At 70.3% G+C, this 25,841-nt stretch carries 16 protein-coding genes, 2 pseudogenes and 1 riboswitch; of the genes and pseudogenes, 4 read left to right on the top strand and 14 right to left on the bottom strand.

Annotation, left to right across the window (positions count from 1 at the left end; all coding sequences use genetic code 11):
• Positions 1-372: 372 nt before the first annotated feature.
• On the top strand, positions 373-807 hold the full coding sequence (locus tag K9S39_RS11790) for a CBS domain-containing protein (protein ID WP_248863303.1): 435 nt from the start codon (positions 373-375) through the stop codon (positions 805-807).
• 137 nt (positions 808-944) lie between these two features.
• Here the strand turns inward: K9S39_RS11790 and K9S39_RS11795 are convergent, their stop codons facing one another.
• The 7 genes and pseudogenes from K9S39_RS11795 to K9S39_RS42985 all read right to left on the bottom strand — a co-directional run bounded on the left by K9S39_RS11795 (position 945) and on the right by K9S39_RS42985 (position 10,671).
• A complete protein-coding gene (locus K9S39_RS11795; RefSeq protein ID WP_248863304.1) occupies positions 945-2,462 on the bottom strand; it encodes a cysteine desulfurase in 1,518 nt (505 codons plus the stop codon).
• Positions 2,449-3,831: a family 2B encapsulin nanocompartment shell protein gene (locus K9S39_RS11800; protein WP_248863305.1), complete on the bottom strand. Its 1,383-nt coding sequence runs from the start codon at positions 3,829-3,831 to the stop codon at positions 2,449-2,451. Before K9S39_RS11800 ends, K9S39_RS11795 begins: the two co-directional genes overlap by 14 nt.
• A gap of 335 nt (positions 3,832-4,166) precedes the next feature.
• Positions 4,167-4,379 (bottom strand): annotated as a pseudogene (locus K9S39_RS42980) (hypothetical protein); the annotation flags it as partial.
• Complete coding sequence (locus K9S39_RS11810) at positions 4,376-5,617, bottom strand: acyltransferase family protein (protein WP_248863306.1); 1,242 nt, start codon at positions 5,615-5,617, stop codon at positions 4,376-4,378. The pseudogene K9S39_RS42980 and the gene K9S39_RS11810, both read right to left, overlap by 4 nt.
• Complete coding sequence (locus K9S39_RS11815; RefSeq protein WP_248863307.1) at positions 5,614-8,232, bottom strand: glycosyltransferase; 2,619 nt, start codon at positions 8,230-8,232, stop codon at positions 5,614-5,616. The genes K9S39_RS11810 and K9S39_RS11815 overlap by 4 nt, the downstream gene beginning before the upstream one ends.
• A 705-nt stretch (positions 8,233-8,937) precedes the next feature.
• A complete protein-coding gene (locus tag K9S39_RS11820) occupies positions 8,938-9,249 on the bottom strand; it encodes a hypothetical protein (protein ID WP_248863308.1) in 312 nt (103 codons plus the stop codon).
• 316 nt (positions 9,250-9,565) lie between these two features.
• Positions 9,566-10,671 (bottom strand): annotated as a pseudogene (locus K9S39_RS42985) (streptophobe family protein).
• Positions 10,672-11,312: 641 nt separating this feature from the next.
• Between K9S39_RS42985 and K9S39_RS11835 the strand changes: the two are divergent.
• The 3 genes from K9S39_RS11835 to metE all read left to right on the top strand — a co-directional run bounded on the left by K9S39_RS11835 (position 11,313) and on the right by metE (position 16,770).
• Positions 11,313-12,254 (top strand): DUF6777 domain-containing protein, encoded by a 942-nt coding sequence (locus K9S39_RS11835; protein WP_248863310.1) that lies wholly within the window; start codon positions 11,313-11,315, stop codon positions 12,252-12,254.
• Between the two features lie 318 nt (positions 12,255-12,572).
• Positions 12,573-13,703 carry a L,D-transpeptidase gene (locus tag K9S39_RS11840; RefSeq protein ID WP_248863311.1) on the top strand — a complete coding sequence of 377 codons (1,131 nt, stop codon included), beginning with the start codon at positions 12,573-12,575 and terminating at the stop codon, positions 13,701-13,703.
• Between the two features lie 327 nt (positions 13,704-14,030).
• Positions 14,031-14,250: riboswitch (cobalamin riboswitch) on the top strand.
• Positions 14,251-14,412: 162 nt separating this feature from the next.
• The gene (gene metE, locus K9S39_RS11845; RefSeq protein WP_248863312.1) at positions 14,413-16,770 is read left to right on the top strand and encodes a 5-methyltetrahydropteroyltriglutamate--homocysteine S-methyltransferase; all 2,358 of its coding nucleotides are present in this window, start codon (positions 14,413-14,415) and stop codon (positions 16,768-16,770) included.
• A 324-nt stretch (positions 16,771-17,094) separates the two neighbouring features.
• Here the strand turns inward: metE and K9S39_RS11850 are convergent, their stop codons facing one another.
• The 7 genes from K9S39_RS11850 to K9S39_RS11880 form a co-directional block, all read right to left on the bottom strand.
• On the bottom strand, positions 17,095-17,355 hold the full coding sequence (locus K9S39_RS11850; RefSeq protein WP_248863313.1) for a hypothetical protein: 261 nt from the start codon (positions 17,353-17,355) through the stop codon (positions 17,095-17,097).
• A gap of 88 nt (positions 17,356-17,443) precedes the next feature.
• The gene (locus K9S39_RS11855) at positions 17,444-19,501 is read right to left on the bottom strand and encodes a phosphocholine-specific phospholipase C (protein ID WP_248863314.1); all 2,058 of its coding nucleotides are present in this window, start codon (positions 19,499-19,501) and stop codon (positions 17,444-17,446) included.
• Between the two features lie 198 nt (positions 19,502-19,699).
• Complete coding sequence (locus K9S39_RS11860; protein ID WP_248863315.1) at positions 19,700-20,986, bottom strand: MFS transporter; 1,287 nt, start codon at positions 20,984-20,986, stop codon at positions 19,700-19,702.
• The gene (locus K9S39_RS11865; protein ID WP_248863316.1) at positions 20,983-22,206 is read right to left on the bottom strand and encodes a PLP-dependent cysteine synthase family protein; all 1,224 of its coding nucleotides are present in this window, start codon (positions 22,204-22,206) and stop codon (positions 20,983-20,985) included. Before K9S39_RS11865 ends, K9S39_RS11860 begins: the two co-directional genes overlap by 4 nt.
• Before the next feature lie 143 nt (positions 22,207-22,349).
• Complete coding sequence (locus K9S39_RS11870) at positions 22,350-22,877, bottom strand: hypothetical protein (protein WP_248863317.1); 528 nt, start codon at positions 22,875-22,877, stop codon at positions 22,350-22,352.
• Positions 22,878-23,147: 270 nt separating this feature from the next.
• Positions 23,148-23,603: a hypothetical protein gene (locus K9S39_RS11875; RefSeq protein ID WP_248863318.1), complete on the bottom strand. Its 456-nt coding sequence runs from the start codon at positions 23,601-23,603 to the stop codon at positions 23,148-23,150.
• A gap of 113 nt (positions 23,604-23,716) precedes the next feature.
• Positions 23,717-25,834 carry a xanthine dehydrogenase family protein molybdopterin-binding subunit gene (locus K9S39_RS11880; RefSeq protein ID WP_248863319.1) on the bottom strand — a complete coding sequence of 706 codons (2,118 nt, stop codon included), beginning with the start codon at positions 25,832-25,834 and terminating at the stop codon, positions 23,717-23,719.
• Between the last annotated feature and the right edge of the window lie 7 nt (positions 25,835-25,841).

The following is a 25,841-nucleotide window of genomic DNA, read 5'->3' on the forward strand; positions in this document are numbered from 1 at the left end:
GGCACCGCTGGTGCGGTGCCACTCGCGGTTGCCGCCGAGCCGGGCCCACATGCCGAGCCGATCCGGACACGCCACGAACACGCTCCGCTTTTCGACCGAAGCGCAGTGTGATGGCGTTCCTCAACGGCACGCGGGGATGGGTGCGGTGGTACGCGCACAGCCGCACCCATCCCCCGTACATCCACACGCCCGTTTGAGACGGGCGCATGCAGGCCGCTCACCCATTCGGACCACATCGGCACCCCGGCGCTCGTCCATATCACGAGCCCGCCCGACGCGCACGGCCCAGGCCCCTCTCCCGGGAAGCGTCATGGGGCCATTCGTGGTGTCATCGAAGGCGAAGCAAGCATTGCTGCGAAGGCGGGAGGAATCATGGCCAAGAACCTTCGAGCCCGAGACATCATGTCCAGCGGGGCGCAGTGCGTCGGTGCACACGAGTCGCTGTACGACGCGGCGAGGATGATGCGCGATCTGGACGTCGGTTGCCTGCCCATCTGCGGTGACAACAACAGGATTACCGGCGTGATCACCGACCGCGACATCGTCGTCACCTGTTGCGCCGATGGGATTGACCCGGCGACCGTACAGGCCGGCACGCTGAGCGGGGATCTGTTCTGGATCGACGCCGACGCGGAGGCCACCGAGGCGCTGGAGGTCATGGAGAACAACCACATCAAGCGGCTGCCGGTGATCGACGTCAAGGGCGGCCACCGCCTGGTCGGCATGATCACTGAGGCCAATGTCGCCAAGAACCTCAGCGACAAGCAGATCGCGGAGTTCGCGACCGGCGTGTACGCGACCGCTTAGCGAGTCCAGGCGGTTGCCTCATCGGCGACCCGCTACCGGTATCCGCTCCGGTAGCGGTATCCGATGACGCAACCGCCCTCGGCTGAACACCGCTCGACACCGCTTGATCTCGACGCCGCTGATACCGCGCGGCGGCGTCAGGCGTCCTCCTGCAATCGCCGCAGCGACGCCACCAGTTGGTCCACCTCCTCGGATGTGTTGTAGAGCGCGAGAGACGCACGGGCCGCGCTCTCCAGGCCGTAGTGGGCCAGTGCCGGCTGGGCACAGTGATGGCCGGCCCGGATCGCGATGCCGTCCCGATCCAGCCAGTCGGCGATCTCCGCCGGATCGTGGCCGGCGAGGGTGAAGGTGAGGACGGCGATCCGGTCGGGTGCGGAGCCCAGCACCTCAAGCCCCGGGACCGTGGCCAGGGCTTGCTGCGCGTACGCCATCAGTGCGGACTCGTATGCGGCGATGGCGTCCCGGTCGAAGGACGTCAGCCAGTTCAGCGCGGACAGCATGCCGACCACCCCGGAGATATGCCCGGTACCGGCCTCCAGGAGGTGGGGTACGAGCGCGAAGGTGGTACGGCCGAACTCCACCGAGTCGATCATGTTGCCGCCGCCCTGCCACGGCGCCATCTCCCGCAGGATCTCCGGCTTCGCGTACAGGGCGCCGATGCCCGTGGGGGCGAACAGCTTGTGACCGGAGAAGACGTAGAAGTCCGCGTCCAGGTCCCGCACGTCGACGGGGAAGTGCGCCACCGCCTGCGCCCCGTCCACCAGTACCTTCGCCCCGTAGCGGTGCGCGAGCGCGGTCATCTCCCGCACCGGCGGGACGGTACCGAGCACGTTCGAGGCATGGCTGATCGCGACCAGTTGGGTCCGCATGGACAGCAGATCGGCGTACTTGTCGAGGTCGATCTGCCCGTCCGGCCGCAGCGGTACGGGGACCACCCGGGCCCGGGTCTCCTTGGCGACCAGCTGCCAGGGGACGATATTGGAATGGTGTTCCAGGACCGGCACCAGGATGTCGTCGCCGGGGCCGAGGTTGGCCCGTCCCCAGCTCTGGGCGACGAGGTTGATCGCCTCGGTGGTGCCGCGTACAAAGACGATGCCCTCCGGGGACCCGGCCCCCAGGAACTGGGCGACCGCCGCCCGGCCCGCTTCGTACGCCTCGGTGGCCTCCCGGGCCATGGTGTGCGCGCCGCGGTGGATATTGGAGTTGGCCGCACCGTAGAAGCCGGCCACCGCCTCGATCACCTGACGCGGCTTCTGCGTCGTGGCCCCGTTGTCCAGCCAGACCAGCGGGTGCCCGTTCACGGTCCGGTGCAGGATCGGAAAGTCCCTGCGGGCCATCTCGGGTGAGAAGGCGGGGGGTTGATCGGCGGGGAGACCGGAGGTCGGCACGGCGCCGGAGGTCGGCACACCGCCCGAGGTCGGCACGGCGCCGGAGGTCGGCACACCGCCTGGGCCCGGTAGGGCAGTTGGGCCCGGCAGACCGACTGAAGGCGCGACGGCCTCCGCGCCCGCCGGCACCGCTGGCCTCACCGTCCCCGCCGGCACCGCCACGCTCTGCGGATCCACGCTCTGCGAGTCCATGCCCGACAGCCCGCCGCCCAGCGGATTCAGCACCGTCGCCGACGGCAGGCCCCCCATAACGTCAGGAGTAGTCATGGTAGTTGGACACCTCGACGTTCTGGAGCACCGCGGTCGCGTCCTCCACCAGCACCGCGGCGTTGAAGTACGCCGTCATCAGGTACGACGTGATGCCCTTCTGGTCGACGCCCATGTTGCGCATCGCCAGCCCGGGTTCGACCTCGTCGTTGACCTTCGCGGGACGCAGACCCACCACGCCCTGCTCGGCCTCGCCCACGCGCATCAGCAGGATCTCGGTGGTGCCGATGCCCCCGCCACCGGAGAACCGCACCTTGTCGGAGGGCAGCAGCGGGACTCCCCGCCAGGTCAGCAGCGGGCTGCCGAACCGGTTGTCGATGACCGGGGGCACCCCCCGCCGCGTACACTCCCGGCCGAACGCGGCGATGGCCTTGGGGTGGGCGAGGAAGTAGCCGGGCTGCTTCCAGACCCGCGACAGCAGCTCGTCCAGGTCGTCGGGCGTCGGGGCACCGGTGCGCGACTGCACCCGCTGTCCCGGGGCGACATTGTTGAAGAGGCCGAACTGCGGGTGGTTGAGCAGCGAGGCCTCCTGCCGCTCGCGCAGCGCGTGCACGGTGAGGTTGGACTGGGCCCGGGTCTGGTCGATGGGGCCGTTGTAGAGGTCGGAGACGCGGGTGTGGACGCGCAGCACGGTCTGCGCGAGGGTCATGTGGTACTCGCGGGGCGTGTCCTCGTAGTCGACGAACGTCCCGGGGAGGTCGGGTTCGCCGTCGTGCCCGGCGGTGAGATCGACCGGCACCTCGGCGCCCGCCATCACCTCGCCCGTGGCGAGGTAGGCGTCCAGCGCTTCCCGCACGGCCGCGTCGCGTTCGCACAGCCCGGTGAGCACGCTGCGTTCGACGCACAGGGCCACGCCGGGGGTGAGCGCCTTGACGCGGTACGGCATGGGCTCGGCGCGGGTCCAGGCGGCGAGGTCGAAGAACTGGCCGTCGCCGATCACTTCGAGCAGCGCGTCCTCGCCGTAGCGGCCGCTGGACCGCTTCTCGGCGCGCCCCTGGACCAGCATCCACAGCCGGTCGTGTGAGTCACCGTCCTGGGCCAGCATGTCCCCGGCCTCGAAGGTGACCTCCGTGAAGGCACCGGCCAGTTCGCCGAGCAGCGATTCGTCGGCCTCCCGCAGGTACGGCAGTTCCCGCAGGTCACCGGGGACGATGCGCGGCGAACCGCCGTCGGTGTGGGTGCTGATGCGGTCGTCGCCGAGGACGTACGTACGGCGGCGGTTGACGCGGAAGACACCGGATTCGACGTCCACCCAGGGCAGGGCGCGCAGGAGATAGCGCGGGGTGATGCCGCGCATCTGCGGAGTGGTCTTGGTGGTCGTCGCGAGTTGCCGTGCCGCATCCGGGCCGAGACTCATCCGATCGTTCACAGGTCCTCCTCGGAGACAGGCATGCCGGATGAGCGCCTCACGGCCGGGCGGCATGCGGGATCTGCGTCCGATCGTGTTGTCGGACCGCGACACCCCGCAACCGACCGTTGATCCGAGTTCGGCCGGAAATACCTGTTTCAACGAATGCACAATTCCGCATATGCGTGCGACTACTGCCCGTCGCATACCGCACTACCACGCGTGGAATTACCGGAAGCACCTCTTCCAAGGGGTACCGGACACACCACACCACACCCCACATGCGACGAGATTTACCCTCATAAGGCCGCTTTGCATTTCCAAAAGGGCCGCTTATGAAGAGGGTTAGGGCGCCACGCCTTGTTGAGCACCGGGGCACCGAGCTCCTCAAGGAAGGCGGCGAGAGCGAGCGCCCTCGGCGTACGCGCTTTGAGGAGATAGACGTCGGCGAGTCCGGCCGGTCCGACCGGCCTCCGGGGGACGAGGGCAGGAATCCCCCAGGCCCTGCCCCGGTACTTCGCGGGACAGGGCCTGGGGCGCTCGGGGAACGGGCCTCCGGCCGCGCTCAGCGGATGGCCGGTTCCGGATAGAAATCGCGTGGCCGGCCGCTGTTGTCCTTGAGACGGGCGAGCAGACCCGCCGGGTACTCGATGAGCCAGTAACTCAGCACCGCCGTGGGCAGCGCCGCCAGCAGCACGATCACAAGGGCGAGCGGGAAGCCCGCCTGGCCCGCGGGCAGCAGACCGGATTTGTGGAGCTGGAGCATGACCGGCTCGTGCCAGATGAAGAGGCTGTAGCTGACCAGTCCGACGGCGGTCAGCCAGCGGGCCGTCAGCAGGCGGTTCCAGCGGGTCCGCCGGTGTATGTGGAGAGTGCTGAAGAGCAGAACCATCCAGAGGGCGGAGGCGAGCGGGTGGTAGAAGGTGAAGGTGAAGTTCTCAGGGGCGGAGAGGAGGGAGAGAGCGTAGAGACCGGCGAGTGCGGCCATGGACAGGGGGAGCGCCGAGCCCCGGTGCAGTCTGCCGCGGTCGCCCAGGGCGACCATCAGCACGGCCAGCCCCATGCCCACGGCGAATCCGCCGAACCGGGCCTGCGGGCCGAAGTACACCGCCCAGTGGGTGTGCGGCACCCCGTACACATAGTGGGCGACCGCGATCCAGACCAGCGGGATGACGTACAGCAGCAGGCACCCGCCCGCGCACACGGCCACCCGGGTGCGCCGCTGCCGCAGCTGCCGGCAGGCGCGTACCGCCAGCGGCCCCAGGCCGACGAGCACGAAGTAGAACAGCACCTCCAGCGACAGCGACCAGGTGGGGCCCAGGGTGTAGAAGATCCGCTGCTGGTCGAAGACATGGGTGAAGGTGAGGTGCTCGACCAGATCCTGCCAGTTGCCGGGCAGGGTGGGATTGCGGGTCGCCCAGACGACCAGGACCGCGAGGAAGTACAGCGGCAGGATCCGGATCGCGCGCCGGAAGAGGAACACCCGGGCGGGCCGGGTCGACCCGCCGTCGATCGCGGCGCGCGCGTACGACAGCGTCAGCAGGTACGCGGACAGCACGAAGAAGAGGTCGATGACTTCGAAGGAGAGGACGGCCCCCAGGTAGGCGTTGTCGACCGGTGGGTGGACGCCGTTCGCGTCGTAGCGGAAGTACTGCTGCCAGACGTGGAAGACGACGGTGCTCAGCGCGGCGAGCCCGCGGAAGCCGTCGATGTCGCCGGCCCGGCTGCGGGCGGGCGCACCTTCCGGCGAACGGGACCGCTTGGAGGCGGGGGTGGTTGCCGGACGGGCTTTTGACACCGTGCTCATCGGCGGGCCACCGCCTTCCCGGCCGCTCGCGGGGTGACCCGCCACTGCCGGTCGCCCAACGCCTCCTTCAGGTGGGCCTGTCGGGCCACCATGTTCTTGAAGTGACTGTAGAAGAAGGTCGATACGAAGAGGTACGACCAGAACCAGGGGCGGCGCTGCCGCAGTTCGGGTACCGCCAGCCGCCAGGCGAACAGTGCCTGCACCGGCCCGGCGGCCAGCGTGAACACCACGGCCAGGACGCAGACCGGCACCGCCCAGTCCAGCCGCTCGAAGCCACCCGCGCGCCACACCGAGTAGAGGAGGATGGGGAGGATCTGCAGCGTCAGCCAGGGCTGCACCTCTCGCCAGCCCAGCAGAACGAACATCCCCAGCTTCTGACGTGCCGTGAAGACGGGCGAACGCAGCCCTCGCCACAGGTGCTTGAGCGAGACCTGGAGCCAGCCCTGGGCCCAACGCGACCGCTGGTTCCACAGTGCCTTCAGCGTGGTGGGCGCCAGTTCACGGGAGATCAGCGTGCGGTCGACGGCGAAGCGGGAGCCCTCGTTCAGTGCGCGCAGCGTCGAGTCGATGTCCTCGGTCAGCATCGATCCGTGCATACGGGTCCGGGCGAGCAGATCCGTACGCCAGAAACCGTTCGAGCCGCCGAAGACGCCGAAGCCGAAGAGCCGGGTGCGTCCCGGGTGGCTGACCGCGTAGATCGCCTCGAACTCCACCGCGACCAGCTTCGCGACCCGGGAGCTGTCACCGTTGCGGATCACGCAGTGGCCCTGCACCACGTCATAGCCGTTGGACAGCCAGTGCCAGGCGTCCCGGAAGGAGGTCGGGGCCGGGTGGTGGTCGGCGTCGAAGATGCCGACGAACTCGCCGCGGACGCGGGTGACGGCGGCGTTGATGTTCTGCGCCTTGGACGTACTGCCGGCGACGGGCAGCAGCACCAGCCGCGGGTCGCGGGCCGCGATGTCGCGGAGCGTGTCCTCGACGGGCAGGGGGTGCGGTGTGTTGTACGCGAGGACGATCTCCAGCTCGTTGGGGTAGTCGAGGCGGAGGAACGATTCGACGGTGTCGACGATGGTCGCGGCCTCATTGGGCAGATACGCGGCGATGACGGCGCTGGCCGGCGGATAGGGCCGGCCCGGTTTCTCGGGGCGTGGTGTCGCGTCGAGCGAGTACAGGCACTCCAGGACGATGAGCAGCGCGGAGAGGACGAGTCCGGCCACCACCACCCAGTACATGGCCGAGCCGAGGTCCCAGCCCAGCTCGTACATCTGCTGATAGAGCGCGAACGGCACCGCCACACCGAGCACCAGCGCCAGGACCGGGGACAGCGCCGAGAGCGCGGGGCGGATCAGCGAGCTGAGCGGGCGGCGCCGGTGGCGGTGCGGTGCGCCGCGCATCCAAGGGGCGTATCTGACGGGCTGCAGATCCCGGTGACGGATGGCTTCCTGGACCGCGTCCCGCGCGCGGCCGAGCGCCTGTGTGCCGTCGGGGCATTCGGCCAGCGGCAGCCAGCCGACGGCCGGGGTCAGCCGGACGTTCTCGTCCGCGACGATGAACCGGGTGCCGGCCACGGTGCCGGCGAACCTCCGCAGCCCACGGCGTGCCGTCTCCTCGTCGACGCCGGGCATCAGCATGAGCAGATGCCCGGCGTCGTCCCAGCCCAGCCGGTCGCAGAAGCTGCCGAGCCGCTCCGCCACACCCGCCAGCCGCTCGGCGACCTCCCGGCGTACCCGCGGCCCGAGCCGGGCTTCCAGAGCGCCCATCTCGGCCACCCCGACCATGGCGATGACCCCGCCACGGCGGCCCGCCTCCGGACGCTGGAGTTCCCGGTCGAGCTCGTCCAGGAAGTGCGCGGAGGAGTACAGGCCGGTGCGCGGGTCCAGGGGCAGATTCTCGACGGGGACCGGGACGCGGCGGAGTTTGGCCTCGATACGGGCGGACAGCTCGACCGGAGCGGACGCCTCGGGTATGCAATCGTCGGCGCCGCCGCGCAGCATGTCGGCCACACCGGCGGGTCCCTGCCCGGCGGTGACCATGACCAGCGGCAGGGCACGCCCGCCCGGGACGGTGCGGACCTCACGTATCAGATCGAGCCCGGGACGCCGGTGGTCCGGCATCCGGCTCGGCTGCGGGCTGTGGTGCCCGTGGTGTTCGTGGTGTTCTTGGTGTCCCTGATATGCGGGGTGTTCATAACCCCCGTAGTGGTGTTCATAGCCCCCTCGGTGGTCTTCATGGCCCCCGTGGGGGTCTTCATCACTCGCGTAGTGGTCTTCGTGCTGCTCCTCCAGGGCGACGACCGCGTCCGGGTGTGCCTGCTGGACCTGCTGGCTCACCTGTCCGGGCAGGGCGTGGCTGACCTGGTGTCCGGTCGACCGCAGGCTGTGCGTCAGCCCGTCCAGACGCGGTCCCGGCCGGCCGACGACCAGCACATGGCCGCCGACGGTGGGGACATCGGCGTGGGCGGTGGCCGCATGGTCGGTGGCCGAGTGGGAGGCGCCGGCGTGGGGAGCGTCGGCGGGTTCGGTGTAGGGGGTGACACCGGTGTGGACTCTGGTGTCCGCGCTGCCGAGCAGCGCTACGGATGAGTCCTGGGGGCCTGATTGGTGCGAAGTGAGCACCGGGAATGTCCTTTCTTGCACGGATCTTGCACGGAGGCACGCGAAAGCCGGCCCGGTCGCCATGGGGGAGCGGGAGTGCGGACCAGGGGGCGGCGGCCTGAGGCCGAGGGCACGACGGGCTGCGGCCGCTCGACGCCAGAAAGCGGTCAGCGGCCTTTGCAGTGGCCGTACACACACAGAGGGAGGCTCAAGCGGCCTTGCCTGAGGGCTACTTCATCTGACGCCGGAGGCGGCGTGGCGAGGTCTGCCCCGGAGGGGAATGCAGGGAAGCGCGCGGACAGGGATACAGGGAAGCTCCCGTGCGGATGCATGAGAAGGACACGTAACGGAGGCACCGAGAGGCCCTGTCCGTCGGACAGGGCCTGGAGTCTGTCTTTCCGCGCGTCGGCCTGCCTCGTCGGGACGCGCGGGTATTAAGCCTCGGAGCGCGCGAGCGCGATCCAGGAATATTCGCATTGGAGGCCCTATCCTGATTCGGATTGTGGGGGGAGGACCGGATCTCATTCACTGTTGTCGACGGAACCCCGCTCGGCGGGCCCCGGCGACAACACCAGCCTCAACGATCACTGTGAAGCTGCATCTTCGTCCGTGTAACACTCTCATTACGGCTGCCTGTATTGCCAGACCCCTGCATCCAGAACGCCTCGGACGCCGACGATCCCGGCCAACTCCCGTACTTCGCTTCATCCGCCCGATAGGCACTCCTCAACCACCTGTACCCATAAGCAATTTGATGACCGAAATCCACAGCAATCCAACACCAGGGAGTAACACCCTTGCATCTTCCGGGCGTCGGCCCTGGGCCTTCGCTTCACAGGGACACTGGCGATCCGTACCTCTGAGCTCTGTGGCGGTGCCCAGGTGCGGGTCCGTCGGGTCGCTGTCCTCGATCTCGTCCCAGTCGATCTCCATCGACTTGCGGCGCGCGATCACGTTGAAGAAGAGATTCAGCAGGATCGCGGTGAGACTGCCCAGCGTGATACCGCTGTTGAGGACCGCCCGGACGTCCTCCGGCATCCGCTCGAACAGCGGCGGAACGGCGATGCCGCACCCCGACACGGGTGGACGCGGGGCCGGCCCAGGGGCCACGGAGCGCGGCTCCCCCACCGCCGCCTCGCTGGGCCACGCCGGTGTTCCCCGGCCGCGAGGGATGACGGCGGAGGGGAACGGGGCCGTGCAGCCGGGTCGTCGACAGCGCTCCGTGACGGCCGGACGGAGGCCGGGACACGGCGGGGGCGCGGGAGGAAGGCCCGGGAGGAAAGCCAACTGCCCAACGCCGGCTCACCGTCGGGCGCCGGTCGCCCCTCGCCCCTCGCCCCTCGCCCCTCGCCCCTCAGGCAAGAGTGTGGCCCGTCGGCCCCGCCCCCGTCAGGCGCCCGTCGGGCCACCCGCCCCTCAGCCCGCCCCGCCGCCTCTGGTACCCCGACCGGCCGCCCCCGCGTCCCGGACTTCGCCCGGGTGTCGTACCCGCCGCGCCGGCACACTGCCGAGATAGCCGGTGGCCAGGCCCCGGACCGCGCCCGCCCCCACCAGCCGGAGGAGTTCCGGCAGCAGGGGCCTTGTCGACATGGCCGGTCCAGGCGCCGCCGGTGCCGACGCCGAGCGCGATCCAGGCCAGGTTCGGCAGCCCGAGCAACAGCACGGCGAGCGTCTCGGCGGGATGCCCCTCGGTGATGAGCACGATCACGCCGACGATCAGCCCGATCACCGCGTAGCAGAGCAGCACCAGCAGCATCGCGAAGGCGGGCGGCCGTACGGAGTTCTGGAAGTGCAGCAGTCGGGAGGAGAGCGGGGCCCTACGGGAGACGAGGAAGGTGAGGGCCAGCAGCGCCAGGAGCCAGAGCAGGCCGAAACCGAGCGTCGCGGGCACATCGGCGCGGAGCCGATGGTGGGTGTCGCGCCGAGCTCCGCTCCGATTTCGTCGGCGATGTCGTCGCCCAGGGAGACCGTGAAGCTGCTCCGGGCGAAGAGTGCGAGGAGCAGCAGAAGCAGCAGCCAGCACACGGCCGTTCGGGCGATACGGGCGAGCAGCTCACCGGTGCGCGCCACCGCCCGGTGGCGCAGCGGTGCCAGGAAGACGGTGGCCGTCACCAGGGCGCCGGCCAGTGTCACCGACAGCGGCACGACATCGAGGGCGGCGACCACGCACATGGTGACGATGCCGGCCGCGGCCGCGGCGAGCGCCTGCCCCCAGGCCCGCAGGGGCGGCGTGGCGCCACCCGGAGCCGCCGGGTGCGCGGGGACGGCCGAACCGGGACCGGGACCGGATATCTGGCTCACGCTGCCTCCTGCCGGACGCAGGACGGAGTGACGATCCGAATACGGGACGGTGCGATCCCCCGATACGGGACGGAGTGGCGACCCGAATACGGGACGGGGTGAGGATCCGGATGCGGGAGGACGGTGCGCGACGCTTTGTCCGAGATCCCGACGAGTCATCCGCCGTCCAGCCCCAGAGCCACCGCCGCCCGATCCCGACGAGCGATCCGGCGTCCGGTCCCGACGGTCGATCCGCCGCCCGATCCCGACGAACCAACCGCGTCCGATCCCGACGTGCCATCCGGCCTGAGGCGCGCCCGCCGAACTGAGGCCACCTCACGGTTCTCAGGCCGCACGGCTCGCACGACGGCTCCCAAGACGTCTCGCACGACGGCCCGCATGACGTCTCGCCAACTCCTGTACGCACCACCGTGAGCACGCACGGGCCGCCCCGCTTGCGGACAGCACGGGACCCGAGCACACAATTACCTCAACCTAGACAAATTAGGGCAAAATCCGCATCGCCGAATGGCCCACTCGCGCCGGAAGAGGGACCCGTGACAGCTCCACCGTCGCCGGACAGCCACCCCACCGGACCGCCCTCCGGACCACTCTCCGGCCCCCCGTCCGGCACACCCTCCGCCCCCTCCCACGAACCGACTCAGGTGGGTGCAGGCCCGCCCGAGGGCCGGCCGGAACAGCCCATCGCACCGGGACGGCCCGGCCCCCCGGGCGGCCCCGGCGAGGGCGGCGGGGGCGGAGGCGGTGGCGGCGGGGGCAACGGCGGCGGTCCTGGGGGCGGCGGGCCCTGGTGGCGGTCCGTGCCGCGGGTCGTGATCATCTCGGTGGCCGTGGTCGCGGCCATCATCCTGACCATCGTGCTCACCCGTCCGGACGGCACGGCCGGCGGGGACGAGCTGAGCCTCCAGCCCGCAGCCGCCGAAGGTGACGACCCCTTCACCAAATCGACGGCGGATGAGTCCGACGCGGCCACCGCGCCGGCCGTGCCCCCCAGCGCGACGGCCGAGGGCAATCGCGCGCCCAGTGTGTCCGGCGGGCAGTCCGGCCTGTACGGCGGCAGCCAGCGCACGTCGAGCTGCGATGTCGAGCAGCAGATCGCCTTCCTGCAGCGCGACCCGAAGAAGGCCGAAGCGTTCGCCGGCGTGCTGGACATGGACGCGAGCGCGATCCCGTCCCATCTACGCTCCCTGACACCCGTACAGCTGCAACGGGACACCCGGGTCACCAACCACGGCTACAAGGACGGCAAGGCCATCGACTACCAGGCGGTGCTGCAGACCGGTACGGCCGTGCTGGTGGATGCGCGCGGACTGCCGCGGGTGCGCTGCCGTTGCGGGAACCCGCTCACTCCACCGGTGTCCTTCGAGGGCAAGGCGCCGAAGGAGGTCGGCGAGAAGTGGTCGGGATACCAGCGCTCGAACGTGGTCTTTGTGGAGAAGTCGTCGGCCCCGATGGAGATCTTCATCCTCGTCGACCCGGAGACGGGGCAGTGGTTCAAGCGTCCCAACGGGGACACCGGCGACACCGATACTCCGACGAGCCCTCCCACGGAGACCCCCGGGACGGAGTCGCCCACATCCCCGGGTGAGTCCCCGACCTCCCCGCCGACCTCGGAGACCGAGACGGACACCGGGACACCGACCGATGCGCCGGACGGACCCCCGGCGCCCGGCACCCCCGGCCCGACGACCGAGGCCCCCGGCCCCACGCCCCAATACAGGTCACAGCCATACACGGACTGACATGACTTTGAGGCGGTTTGTCCTGTTTGATACGGAACACTTCCGTATTCCTCTACGTCCCCGCGTAGGCGATTTGCGGCACTTCACTGCAACCCATCGAGATCAAACCGTGTCCTAAACAACAGATGCTCCGGACAACCTCCTAAGCAGACAAAACATCTGCATATGCGGCGGATGCGAGGGGCCTGAACGGGCCCGGACGGCCCTGGACGGTGATGCCGTCACCGGGCCGGGTTCCGCCACTGTCAGTTGTTCTGTTTGGGAGGGACCCTCGTGCACGCCGGATCACGTCGCCACCTTGCCCGGTTGATACCCGCCGTGACAGCGGCCGCCGCGCTGCTGACCGCGTGCGGAGGAGGTGCCAATGCGTCGTCGCCGGACGCGGGCGCGGCCAAGGTGACCGTCACCCCGGCCGGGGGCAGCAAGGCGGCCCAGCTCGGCTCCGGGATATCGGTGCAGGCCGACGGCGGCAAGCTGGTCTCGGTAGAGGTCAAGGACGACGACGGCGCCAAGGTCGCCGGACAGCTGGCCGGTGACGGCTCGTCATGGAAGTCGGACAACAAGGTCAAACCGAAGACCACCTACACCGTGCGGACGAAGGCGAAGTCGACGGAGGGCAAGGAATCCTCCGCCACCTCGGTCTTCACCACGGAGGAGGCCGACAAGGTCAACAAGCTGACCAACACGCCGGGCGGCGGGCAGACCGTCGGCACCGGTATGCCGATCTCGATTCTCTTCGACAACCCGATAGCCAAGGACAGGCGCGCGGAGATCGAGAAAGCGATGAAGGTCACCTCGCAGCCGAAGGTCGAGGGCGCCTGGGGCTGGGTCAGGGACTGGACCGGCAAGGACCGCATCGACTGGCGCCCCAAGGACTACTGGCCGGCCGGCACCAAGGTCTCGGTGAAGGGCGCACTGGGCGGTATCAACTCCGGTGAGGGCGGCTGGTTCGCCCGCGACTACAACTTCGACTTCCGTATCGGCGCCGACCGCAAGGCCGTCATCGACGTCCCCTCGCACACCCTGACCATGTACGAGGACGGCAGGAACGTCGGCTCCGTCACCGGCTCCGCGGGCTCCCCGCAGGACCCGACCCGCGGTGGTGTGCACACCGTGCGCAGCAAGAACGCGGCGGAGACGATGGACTCCTCCACCATCGGGCACGGCAACGAGTGGATGCTGGACTCGCAGTGGGTCACCCACCTGACCGCCTCCGGGACCTTTCTGCACTCCGCCCCGTGGAACAAGTCCCTGGGCGTGGTCAACAACAGCCATGGCTGTTTCGGTATGACCACCAACGACGCCAAGAAGGTCTACGACTTCCTGTCGATCGGCTCCACGGTCGAGGTGAAGGGCACCAGCAACACCAGCAAGACCGATGTCGGCAACGGCCTTGAGGTGTGGCAAGAGACCTGGTCGCAGTGGCAGCAGCGCAGCGCACTGAAGTAGCGGGACTGCCTGAGTAACCGAAACACCTGCATCCTGAACATCGTCACCGCGAACAGGGCGGTCGTGGCCGTGGGGCTACGGCCGCCCTGACGCAGTTCCTCATCCGGCCACCCCTCCGGTTCTGCCGCTCCACCGGTGGCGGCAAAGGCGACCCTCCATGCGCGGCCGCCCACCTCCACTACAACGCAACCAGCGACTTCCCGCCATCGGGCTGAGGCGTTCGGCGTACCACCGCAAGATTCGGCGTACCCCACCACCGGATCCGGCGCACCCGCCGCCGGATCGGGGTCGCGGCCCGCCCCCCATACCGACCGCGAACGTCCTCGTCTACGCTGGCCGTGCAACTGGTTCGCCCTGTCCGCCAGGCAGGCGCGTCGCAAGAGGGAACCCGGTGGGAATCCGGGACTGCCCCGCAGCGGTGAGTGGGAACGACCGCCGTCTTACGCACTGGGCCCGATCCCGGGTCTGGGAAGCGACGGCCAGTAGATGTCCGCCTTCGGCGGATGTGCCCGCGAGTCCGAAGACCTGCCAGTGCCCGTGCGCGACACCGCGTGCGGAGATCCCGGTGACCTTCGAGGGCGGGTCGGCGACATAGCAGGCGGGCACGTACGGCACGGTCTGGCGTCGTGGTCCGCCCGTTGTGCCATCCCTTCGCGTCCTCGGCCCCGTCCCGGGGTCACATGGAGACACGCTCGCGAAGGAGAGTTCCGTGACCAGCAAGTCCCCAGCCGCGGCAGTACGGGCCACCGTGCACGGCTATCCCCGTCAGGGGCAGCACCGGGAACTGAAGAAGGCCATCGAGGGCTACTGGAAGGGCCGGGTCACCGCCGACGCCCTCCGGGACACCGCCGCCGAACTGCGCCGCGGCAACTGGCGACAGCTTGCCGAGGCCGGTGTGCACGAGGTGCCGACCGGCGACTTCTCGTACTACGACCATGTGCTGGACACCACCGTGATGGTCGGCGCGATCCCGGCCCGGCACCGGGCCGCGGTGGCCGCCGATCCTTCCCCAAGCTCTCGGCTTCGCTCGAGCAGGGGATGCCCCATCGACGTCTACTTCGCGATGGCGCGCGGCACCCAGGAGGCGGCGCCGCTGGAGATGACCAAGTGGTTCGACACCAACTACCACTATCTGGTACCGGAGTTGGGACCGGAGACGGTCTTCACGGCGGATTCCACCAAGCAGGTCGCCGAGCTCCGCGAGGCTCTGGCGCTCGGTCTCACCGCCCGGCCCGTCCTGGTCGGCCCGGTCACCTATCTGCTGCTGTCCAAGCCGGCGCCCGGCGTCGCCGCGGACTTCGACCCGCTGACGCTGCTCGACCGGCTGCTGCCGGTGTACGAGGAGGTGCTGGCCGATCTGCGGGCCGCCGGTGCCGCGTGGGTGCAGCTGGACGAGCCGGCGCTGGTGCAGGACCGCTCCCCCGCCGTGCTCAACGCCGCCGCCCGCGCCTACCGTGTCCTCGGCACACCAGCCGACCGTCCGAAGCTGCTGGTCGCGGCCTACTTCGACCGGCTGGGCGACGCCCTGCCGGTGCTCGCCAAGGCGCCCGTCGACGGCCTCGCGCTGGACTTCACCGGCGCCGCGGCCGCCAACCTCGGCGAGCTGGCGGCGGTCGGCGGGCTGCCCGGCAAGCGGCTGGTCGCGGGCGTCGTCAACGGCCGCAACGTGTGGATCAACGACTTCGAGAAGTCACTGTCCACCTTGGGGACCCTCTTGGGCCTCGCCGACCGGGTCGACGTGTCGTCGTCCTGCTCCCTGCTGCATGTCCCGCTGGACGTCACCGCCGAGCGGGACATCGATCCGCAGATCGCCCGCTGGCTCGCGTTCGCCCGGCAGAAGGCCACCGAGATCGTCACGCTGGCGCGCGGCCTGGAACGGGGCACCGACACCATCGCCGCCGAACTGGCCGCGAACCGGGCCGCCTTGGCGTCCCGTGCCGGTTCCGCGCTGACCTACGACCCCGCGGTACGGGCGCGCGCCGCGGCGGTCACCGACGCCGACACCCGCCGTTCGCAGCCGTACGCCGAGCGGGCCGCGGCCCAGCGCGCCCAGCTGCGGCTGCCGCTGCTGCCGACGACCACCATCGGCTCGTTCCCGCAGACCACCGGGCTGCGGACGGCCCGCGCCGATCTGCGCACCGGGCGGATCGACAGCGCCGCGTACGAGGAGCGCATCGCGGCCGAGATCCGGGACGTCATCGGCTTCCAGGAGAAGGCCGGTATCGATGTGCTGGTGCACGGCGAGCCGGAGCGCAACGACATGGTCCAGTACTTCGCCGAGCGGCTGGCCGGCTATCTCGCCACGCAGCACGGCTGGGTGCAGTCCTACGGCACCCGCTATGTCCGGCCGCCGATCCTGGCCGGGGACATCTCCCGTCCGGAACCGATGACGGCGCGCTGGACCCGGTACGCCCAGTCGCTCACCGACCGCCCGGTCAAGGGCATGCTCACCGGCCCGGTCACCATGCTCGCCTGGTCCTTCGTCCGCGACGACCAGTCGCTCGGCGACACCGCCCGCCAGGTGGCGCTGGCACTGCGGGACGAGGTGAACGACCTTGAGGCGGCGGGAAGTTCGGTGATCCAGGTCGATGAGCCGGCGCTGCGCGAGACGCTGCCGCTGCGGGCCGACGGGCACGCCGCGTACCTCGCCTGGGCGACCGAGGCGTTCCGGCTCACCACGGCCGGAGTCCGTCCGGACACCCAGATCCACACCCATATGTGCTATGCGGAGTTCGGCGACATCCTGCGGGCCATCGACGATCTGGACGCCGATGTGATCAGCCTGGAGGCGGCCCGTTCCCATATGCAGGTGGCCGGGGAGCTCGCGGGCGCCGGCTATCCGCGCGAGGTGGGCCCCGGCGTGTACGACATCCACTCGCCGCGGGTGCCGAGCGCGCAGGAGGTGGTGGCCTTGCTGCGCAAGGGGCTTGAGGCGATTCCGGCCGAGCGGTTGTGGGTCAATCCCGACTGCGGTCTGAAGACCCGTGGCTGGCCCGAGGTCACGACCTCCCTGGAGAACCTGGTCGCGGCTGCGCGTGAGATCAGGGCCGGCCTGCCTGCCTCTTGACCCCGCTGTGGCGGGGGCCGGTCATGGACGCGAGCCGCCTGAGGGCCTGCCCCCGCCACCCGCATGGCTACCGCGGATTGCCGGGCGCTGCCGCCCCGCTGCGCCGCCGAGCCGGCATACCCGCGAATACGCATCATGGCGGATGCACGCCATGCCCGCACCCCGACCGACTCCCTTCCAGTGGAAGGTGACCACCGGTTGAATGACGCGGCGGCAAACGGCCTTCGGCCCGGGAAACCCTTATATATGCCTCCCAGCTCGGGCACCTGGCCGGGCGAGGCTCGACAACGGCACTCTCTTGGGGTGCCCTGACGAACAGGGAGATTATTGATGCGAATACGCGTCGTAACCGCCGCCATCGCTCTGACCACCGCTACTCTTCTCGGCGCGGCGGGCACAGCTGCCGCCGACCACAAATCCCATGACCACAAAGTCGCCAGCCACAAGGACACCGGAAACGGGATCTGGTGGCCCGGAAACGACATCTGGTGGCCCGGAAATGACATCTGGTGGCCGGCTGACACCGGTCACGGTCACGGTCACGGCCACGGCCACAAGAAAGGCGGGGCCGCCGGTCACTTTCACTGATCGGGCTGTGGCACGCCCCTGACGATCGAACCGGCCCGGCCCGGACGCGCACTGTCCGGGCCGGGCTGTACACGCGGCCGACTGGTCAGCCGGTGATGATTGCCGGGTCGCTCACCCCGGGCTCCCCGTTCTCGACATGTCCGGCGAGGCGGCGCAGGAAGGCGGCGTCCGTGTCGGAGACCACCGTCAGGTCGTACCAGCGCTTGCTCGCCCGCAGGTCCAGCGTGTGTTCCACGGTGGCGCCCGCCTTCACCTTGAACGTCTCCGCCGCGCCGCCGTACCCGTTCGTCAGGGTGAGGTTGACATCGGCCGAGCCCTCGTTCGTCAGGGTCAGCTTGAGGTTGCCGCCGGCCTTGTCGTGGCGTGCGGTCACCTCGGGGCCCGCGGTCCCGCCGGGGCTCTTGAAGGTGCGCAGGAAGCCGTTCGGGCCGAACACCGTCAGGTCGTGGGCACCCTTCGAGTACGCCGAGTTCCAGGTGTCGGAGAGGGTCTTGCCGGCCTCCGTGGTGTACGTCCAGGGGCCGTCGGTGCGGTTGGCGGACCGGACGTGGAAGCAGACGCCCGCCGCGTCGCCACCGCTGAAGGTGAGCGTGAACTTCCCGGCGGCCGGGTCGGCGGCGCCGTCGACCAGGGGCGCGTACGGCAGCGGGCGGGCGGGGCGGGAGCCGGGTTCCTGCTTGGGCAGGGCCGGGTTGGCGGGGGCGTGTGGGAAGTAGTCGGGGTGGCGCTCGTGGTCCGGCGGCTCGTAGCCGGCGGTGTCCGGGAGCTCCGCCGGGTCGGTGTCCTTGCCGGTGAAGTCGAAGGCGGAGGTGAGGTCGCCGCAGATCGCGCGCCGCCACGGCGAGATGTTCGGCTCCCGCACACCGAACCGGCTCTCCATGAACCGGATGATCGACGTGTGGTCGAAGACCTCGGAGTTCACGAAGCCGCCGGTGCTCCACGGCGAGACGACGAGCATCGGGACCCGCGGCCCCATGCCGTAGGTTCCTTCTGCGTAAGTCGCGTTGCCGGGGAAGTAGTCGAGCGTCGTGTCGACGGTGGACTTGCCCTGCCTGGCGCCGTACGGGACGTACGGCGGGATGATGTGGTCGAAGTAGCCGCCGTTCTCGTCGTAGGTGATGAAGAGGGCGGTCTTGCTCCACACGTCGGGGTTGGCGGTCAGGGCGTCCAGGACCTGTGCGATGTACCAGGCGCCGTAGTTCGTGGGCCAGTTGGGGTGCTCGTCGAACGCCTCGGGGGCGGGTATCCAGGAGATCTGCGGCAACCGGTCCGCCTTGACGTCGGCCTTGAGGAGGTCGAAGTAACCGTCGCCCTCCTTGACGTTGGTGCCGGTGCGGGCCTTGTCGTAGAGGGGGTCGCCGGGCTTGGCGTCACGGTACTGGTTGAAGAAGAGGAGCGAGTTGCAGCCGTAGTTGCCGCGATAGGCGTCGTCGATCCAGCCCCACTTCCCCGCCGCGTCCAGGCCGTCGCCGATGTCCTGGTAGACCTTCCAGGAGATTCCGGCCTTCTCCAGGCGCTCGGCGTACGTCGTCCAGCCGTACCCGGCCTCCTCGTTGCCGAGGACCGGCCCGCCACCGGTGCCGTCGTTGCCGGTGTACCCGGAGAGCATGTAGTAGCGGTTGGGGTCGGTGGCCCCGATCGTCGAGCAGTAGTAGGCGTCGCAGACGGTGAACGCGTCGGCGAGCGCATAGTGGAAGGGGATGTCCGGCCGGGTCAGATACGCCATCGTGCGCTCGGACTTGGCGGGTATCCACTGGTCGTACGCGCCGTTGTGGAAAGCCTTGTGGCCGCCCTCCCAGTCATGATTGAGGTCCGCGATGAACTGCATGCCGAGGTCCTCGGCGTCCGGGTGGAAGGGCAGTACGTCCTTGCCGCCGTCGGGCTGGTTCCACACCGGCTTGCCGTTCGGCAGCGTCACGGTGCGCGGGTCGCCGAAGCCGCGTACGCCCTTGAGCGTGCCGAAGTATTGGTCGAAGGAACGGTTCTCCTGCATCAGCACGACGATGTGCTCGACGTCCTGGAGGGAGCCCGAGCGGCGCGCCGCGGGGATGGCCGCGGCACGGGCGATGCTGCCCGCCAGGGCCGCGGTGCCCGCGGTGGCGCCGGCGATCTGGAGGAACCGCCGCCGGTTGAATTCAGCCATAGTTCTCAAGCCCTCTTGAAGTGTGGGGAGACAGGGGTTCGCAGAGTGTGCAAGAGGGACGAGTGGCAGGGAAGGGGTGGTGTCGACCGTGAGAGAGGTCACAGTACGTACGGAGAGCGGCCTGGCCAGAGGCCGGCTGCCGGCGAGGGCCGCCCCCCGTACGGCACAGGGGGCGGCCCGAACGGAACTGACGCGGGCTCAGGCCGACGCCGGCTGGGCCTGCACCAGCGGGGTCAGACGGCCCGTGCGGTGCAGCCAGTGCAGAGCGGCGGCGCAGGCCAGCCCGAGCGTCGGCAGGACAAGCCACGGCAATGCGGGCATACCGGCCGCGCGGGAGGCGTCCAGCGCCGCACCGGTGAGCAGATTGCCGAGGGTGATGCCGATACCGCAGATGGTGTTGTAGAGCCCGTAGTGGGTGGCGACCAGGCGGTCACCGGAGAGCCGGACGATGGTGTCCATCTCGAACGGGTACGTGATCATCGTGCCGAGGGCGAGCAGCAGTGCGGAGAGCGCCGGCGGGACGGCGGCGAGCGCCCAGCGGCCGGGGCCCGCCGCCGGCACCGGCAGCGCCGTGGCCGCCAGCAGCGGGACGAAGGCCAGGCCCATTGTCAGCAGGCCCCAGGCGAGCGCGCGGCCGGCCGGCATCCGGGCCTTGCACCAGGTCGTCACCCGGGTCTGGCCCAGGATCGTGCTCAGCGCGGACACCGCGAACAGCACCGCCACCGCCGCCGTGCCGAACCCCCCGTCGCCGCCCAGCCGACGTACCTCCAGGGGCAGCGCCAGATAGACCTGGAAGGACAGCACATACGAGCCGATCATGGCTCCGGAGAAGAACAGGAACGGCCGGTTGGCCAGGATCCGCCGCCACTGCGACAGCACATTCTCCCCGGCGTCGCCCCGCGCGCGGCTGCCCCCGCGGGCCGGCAGCGCGCGGATCTGCACCACGCTCAGCAGCGCGAAGATCCCCGCCGCGACCAGGCACGTCAGGCGGAAGCCGACGCCGGTCAGCACCAAGCCCACCAGCGGGCCGAGCAGTATCCCGGCCTGGTAGAAGACGTTGAACAGGGCGAAGGCCGCCAGCCGGCGCTCCCCCGCGTCCACGGCCAGATACGCCCGGACCGCCGGGTTGAACAGCGCCCCGGCCAGCCCGGTGGCCGCGGACGCCGCCACCAGCGCGGGCAGCGAGTCCACCAGTCCGAGCGTCGCGAAGGCGGCGGTACGCAGCAGGCAGCCGGTGACGATCAGCGGTTTGTAGCCGAACCGGTCGGCGAGGGTGCCGCCGACCAGGAACATGCCCTGCTGGCTGAAGTTACGGACCCCCAGGACCAGTCCGACCAGCCAGCCGGCCAGGCCGAGGGTCCCGGACAGATGCGCGGCCAGATACGGCATGAGCATGTAGAAGCCGAGGTTGATGGTGAACTGATTCACCATCAGCAGCTGGACGCTGCGCTCGTAGGAGCGGAACTGCGCGAGATTGCCTTTCACCGGGCCTCCCGCACCGCGTCGGAGAGGGCCGCCCCGTCCGCGCCCGGCAGGCCGAGCGGGTCGGCCACGCGGGCACACCGGCTCCAGGACGTGACCTCCTTCTCGTCCAAGCGGCTCACCGTCTCCGGATGGTCCGCCGGTGGTGCGTCGAGCAGCCCATGGGCGGCGCAGTAGTCGTCGTCGAACACCGTGCTCAGATAGCGCTGCGGACCGTCCGGGAAGACCGCCGCGATACGGGTGCCCGCCGGCTCGGTACGGCTCAGCCAGCCGGCGACCAGCGCGACCGCTCCGACGCTCCAGCCGCCGGTGGCGTAGTGCGAGGCGGCCAGCCGGCGGCAGCTCCACACCGCCTCGCCCGGTGCGACCCAGTGCACCTCGCTGAACTGGTCGTAGGCGACATTGCGCGGATAGATGCTGGACCCCAGCCCGCGCATCAGCCGGGTACGGGCGGGCTGCCCGAAGATGGTGGAGCCGATGCTGTCGACGCCGACGAGGCGCAGCTGCGGGGAGAACTGGCGCAGCACCCGGGAGATGCCCGCGGAGTGCCCGCCGGTGCCGACGCTGCAGACCAGGACGTCGATATGGCCGAGCTGGCCGGCGAGTTCGAGGGCCAGCGGGAGGTAGGCGGTGGTGTTGTCGGGGTTGTGGTACTGGTCCGGGCACCAGGAGCCGGGGTGTTCGGCGAGCAGCTGGGTCACGCGGTCGCGGCGGGCCTGCTGCCAGCCGCCGGCCGGGTGCGGTGCCGGGACCACGTCGACATCCGCCCCGTAGGCGGTGAGCAGCCGGATCATGGCGGGTTCCAGGCCGGGGTCGGTGACCAGACTGACCGGATGCCCGTAGACCATCCCGGCGAGCGCCAGGCCGAGGCCGAGCGTCCCGCTGGTGGACTCGATGATCCGGCCGCCGGGCGGCAACTCTCCCCGGGCACGGGCGCGTTCGACCATGTGGAGGCCGGGGCGGTCCTTGATGCCGCCCGGGTTGCGCCCCTCCAGCTTCGCCCAGAAGCCACGGCCCGCCGGGGCGACGGGCTCGGAGATGTGCAGGACGGGGGTGTTGCCGACCAGCCCGGAGATATCGGAGGCACAGGCGGCGCCGGAGAGGCGGACGGGGGACTGTGCGGCGTGCGCGGCTTGTGTGGTGCGGGTGTCTTGTGTGGTGTGGATTGCTTGCGCGGGGCCTTGGGCCGGGAGGAAGAGGGCAGCCGTGGGAACGGGGTGCATGGTTCGGGTTCGCTCTCGTTCGGGGTTCGTGGATGGGTGCGCTCGTTTCACGCGCCGGAACGACCGGGGCAGAGGGCGTACTGCTGCTGTCCCGGTGGTGGCGCGCGGCGGCCGGGTGGTGCGTCCGGCCGCGTCGGCGGCTCCTATCTGCGGCACCGGCAGAGGGCAGCGAGCGTGGACCGGCCGGTGGGCGCCGGTCTGCGCTGCGGGGAGGGACTTCGTACGGTGGGCGGTACGGCGGCGGCCGGGACGACCGCTCCGAGGAGCGCGGGCGCGGCCGCTTCCGCGGCGGACCGGCCCTGCGGTGAACGGCCGTGCGTACCGGGCATACAAGGGGACGCGGAGTGCGGACCGTGTGTGTGGGTGCCTGCTCCCGCCGGGGCGTAGCGCTCTGCGGACAGCGAAGTCGAAGGGCGGAGTGCCCGAGGCCGTCCATCGGTACGGACGCCGGCGCTGGAGTCGCCGCTGGTGTCGCCGCCGACGTCGGCACCGACCGCGATAGCGGCCTCAGCGCCGACTTCCATGCCGACTGCGGTGTCAACTCCGGTGTCCGTGGAGCACGCGGTCGCCGACAGCAGCAGGCTGCCGAGGAGCAGCAGCAGAGCGATCAGCCGACGGGGCCGGGAAGGCTCGGGGCAGGGGCGTGGAAGCGCGCGGGTACGGAAGGGCACGAGTCCTCCGTGACGTGGCCGCCGCGTCGGGATGAGCGAACCCGAGTGCGGAATCGGCGGGATCAGCAGGGGGGTGGCGAGGGGCGGCAGCGCGAAACGGCTACTGCCGAAGTCGCCGTACACCCGGAAACATCCAGGCATTCGCGACATCACAGCGTTTCAGACATCCAGGCATCATCCGGGCATCCGGGCATGCGGACATCCGAGCGGCGAAGCGCCGCGACGGTGCACCTCTGGAGAGTGAAGCTCTGGCCGGAAATTGGCCGGAATCTAGACCTGCTGAACCACGGAAGACGTGGCGCTTCTCAGGAGGGGAAGCGCGGACGTGTCGCCGACCGCCCCGAACCGGCCCTGCATGGCGGCGGGGAAGGCGGCTTCCGTGGTGGGCGCGGCACAGGGAACCGGGAGTTCGGCCCCCTGCTGCGGCTGGCTGGACACGCAGGTCTCGGCCTGGTGGTGGACGGGATAGCCGCCCCCGTCCTCGTCAAGCGCGTCGATCGGGGAAGCCGTTGACGGGGTCTCCTGGTCGTACGCCCCACCATGGGAAGCGGCATGGGACGACACCACGGCCGGCCCGCCGGCGCCGAGATGGGCCTGACTGCTCGCCGCACAGGCGCCGTGTGCGAGCACCACGGCGAACAGCAACGCGGCCAGCCACAGCGCATGGAACGGAACCGCTGCCACGCGGAACCGCACGATGCCGAAGGGCGACCTGGCCGTTGCCATGCCGTGATCGTAACCGGAGCGAAGCGCCGTGGCGATACGCATCCGATAAGGGGCGGCGGTTACCGGCCGGGCCGCCATCGGCCCTTGACCGATCAGACCGCGACTGATCACGGTCACAGGTGGGGCAGCACCTTGTCCGGGGTGAGCGGGAGATCGCGGAGGCGGATGCCGATGGCGTGGTGTACGGCGTTGGCGAGGGCCGCCGCGGTGCCGACGATGCCGATCTCGCCGATGCCCTTGCTGCCCATCGGGTTGAGGTGCGGATCCCGCTCGTCGAGCCAGTGCGCTTCGATCGCGGGCACATCGGCGCAGGCCGGGACGTGATAGGTGGCCAGGTCGCGTTCGGCGAAGTCGCCGAAGGCGGCGTCCAGTCCGCTGCCTTCCGTCAGCGCCATGCCCATCCCCATGGTCATCCCGCCGATGAACTGGGAGCGTGCGGTACGGGGGTTGAGGATATGGCCGGCCGCGAACATGCCCAGCAGACGGCATACCCGGATCTCCCCCGTGAGGGTGTCGACCTGGACCTCGGCGAACTGGGCGCCGAAGGAGTGCCGCGCGTAGGGGCTCTCCTCGGCGGCTTCCCGGCGGGTGTCCGCGGTGACCGTCACCCCGTCGGCGGGCAGCGGCCCCGTGTGCTCGCGCAGCCGCGCCGCGAGCCCGGTGCACGCCTGGTGGACGGCCCGGCCCCAGGAGCCGGTGCCCGCCGAGCTACCGGCCAGCATCGCGGGCGGCAGATCGCTGCTGCCGATCTCGATGCGGACCTGCTCCTCCGAGGACAGACCGAGCGCGGCGGCGGCGATCTGGGCGAGGACGGTACGGGCCCCGGTGCCGATGTCGGTGGCGTTCACACGGATGCGCCAGCCGCCGTCGGCGCCGGCGTGCGCCTCGGCGACGGATCCGCCGCTGAAGACGGGGTAGGTGGACGCGGCGACGCCGGTACCCAGCAGCAGGTCCCCTTCGCGGCGTACGGCCGGGCGGGGATCCCGGGGCAGCCAGCCGAACCGGTTCGCGCCCTCCCGGAGGCAGGCGACGAGGTGCCGGCTGCTGAAGGGGCGGCCACTGTCCGGGTCGGCGTCCGGTTCGTTGTGCACCCGCAGTTCGACGGGGTCGATGTCCAGGAGGACGGCGAGTTCGTCGACGGCGGACTCCAGGGCGTACATGCCGGGGGCCTCGCCCGGTGCACGCATCCATGACGGGGTCGGTACGTCCAGCGTGGTGACGTGGTGTGTGGTGCGGCTGTGGGGCGCGCCGTACATGACACGGGCCGGGACGGCGGCCTGCTCGACGAATTCGGTGACCGTGGAGGTGTAGGTGGTGATCTCGTGGGCGAGGGCGGTGATGAAGCCCCCGGTGGTCGCGCCGATGCGGACCCGTTGGACGGTCGGTGCGCGATGGCCGACGATGGCGGCCATCTGGCTGCGGGGCAGGGCCAGCTTGACGGGGCGTCCGGTGTGCCGGGCGGCCATCGCGGCCAGGACGGCCTGAGGGCGGGGCGTCCCCTTGGCGCCGAAGCCGCCGCCGACATGCTCGGAGATGACGGTGATCTCGTCCTTGCCGATCTTGAACAGGGCGGCGAGGTCGTCCCGCACCTTGGTGGAGCCCTGACTGGAGTCGTGGACGGTCAGCCGGCCGCCGTCCCAGTGGGCGGTGGCGGCGTGCGGTTCCATGGGGTGGTTGTGCAGCGGGGGCATGGTATAGGTCGCGTCGAGTGTGATCAGCGCGGCCGCGAACGCCGCCTCGAAATTGCCCCGTTCACGGATCGCCGGGAAGCCGCCGTTGACCGTCCCCGGCAGATAGCGGCCCGGGTGGCCGGCCGAGAACCGTACGTCGTGGTCGGCGGCCTCGTAGGTGACGCGGACGGCCCCGGCGGCCTCGCGGGCGGCTTCGAGGCCGTCGGCGACCACGAGCGCGACATACCAGCCGCGGTGCGGGACATGGTCGTCCTGCAGCACCTCCAGGATCGGGTCGCCGGCCGAGCCGAGGCGGGGCGCGTTCTCATGCGTCAGCACCGCGCAGACACCGGGCAACGCCAGCGCCTCGGTGGTGTCGATCGCGATGATCCGGCCCCGGGCGACGGTCGCGGGCACCGGCCAGGCGTAGGCGCAGTCCGGCGGGGTGTGTTCGGCCGCGTAACGGGCGGTGCCGGTGACCTTCTCGCGGCCTTCCCGGCGGACGAGCGGGGTGCCCAGGGGGTGCGGGGGCGTGCCCTGCGGGAACGGATCGTGGGTCATGGCGCGC

The organism is Streptomyces halobius (genome assembly GCF_023277745.1).
GTDB classification, from domain to species: domain Bacteria; phylum Actinomycetota; class Actinomycetes; order Streptomycetales; family Streptomycetaceae; genus Streptomyces; species Streptomyces halobius.

Bases quoted from the DNA above. Each gene is read 5' to 3' on its own strand.
- K9S39_RS11790 (WP_248863303.1), top strand. From the start codon at position 373: ATGGCCAAGAACCTTCGAGCCCGAGACATCATGTCCAGCGGGGCGCAG.
- K9S39_RS11795 (WP_248863304.1), bottom strand. From the start codon at position 2,462: ATGACTACTCCTGACGTTATGGGGGGCCTGCCGTCGGCGACGGTGCTG.
- K9S39_RS11810 (WP_248863306.1), bottom strand. From the start codon at position 5,617: ATGAGCACGGTGTCAAAAGCCCGTCCGGCAACCACCCCCGCCTCCAAG.
- K9S39_RS11820 (WP_248863308.1), bottom strand. From the start codon at position 9,249: ATGCCGGAGGACGTCCGGGCGGTCCTCAACAGCGGTATCACGCTGGGC.
- K9S39_RS11855 (WP_248863314.1), bottom strand. From the start codon at position 19,501: ATGGCTGAATTCAACCGGCGGCGGTTCCTCCAGATCGCCGGCGCCACC.
- K9S39_RS11865 (WP_248863316.1), bottom strand. From the start codon at position 22,206: ATGCACCCCGTTCCCACGGCTGCCCTCTTCCTCCCGGCCCAAGGCCCC.
- K9S39_RS11875 (WP_248863318.1), bottom strand. From the start codon at position 23,603: ATGGCAACGGCCAGGTCGCCCTTCGGCATCGTGCGGTTCCGCGTGGCA.
- K9S39_RS11880 (WP_248863319.1), bottom strand. From the start codon at position 25,834: ATGACCCACGATCCGTTCCCGCAGGGCACGCCCCCGCACCCCCTGGGC.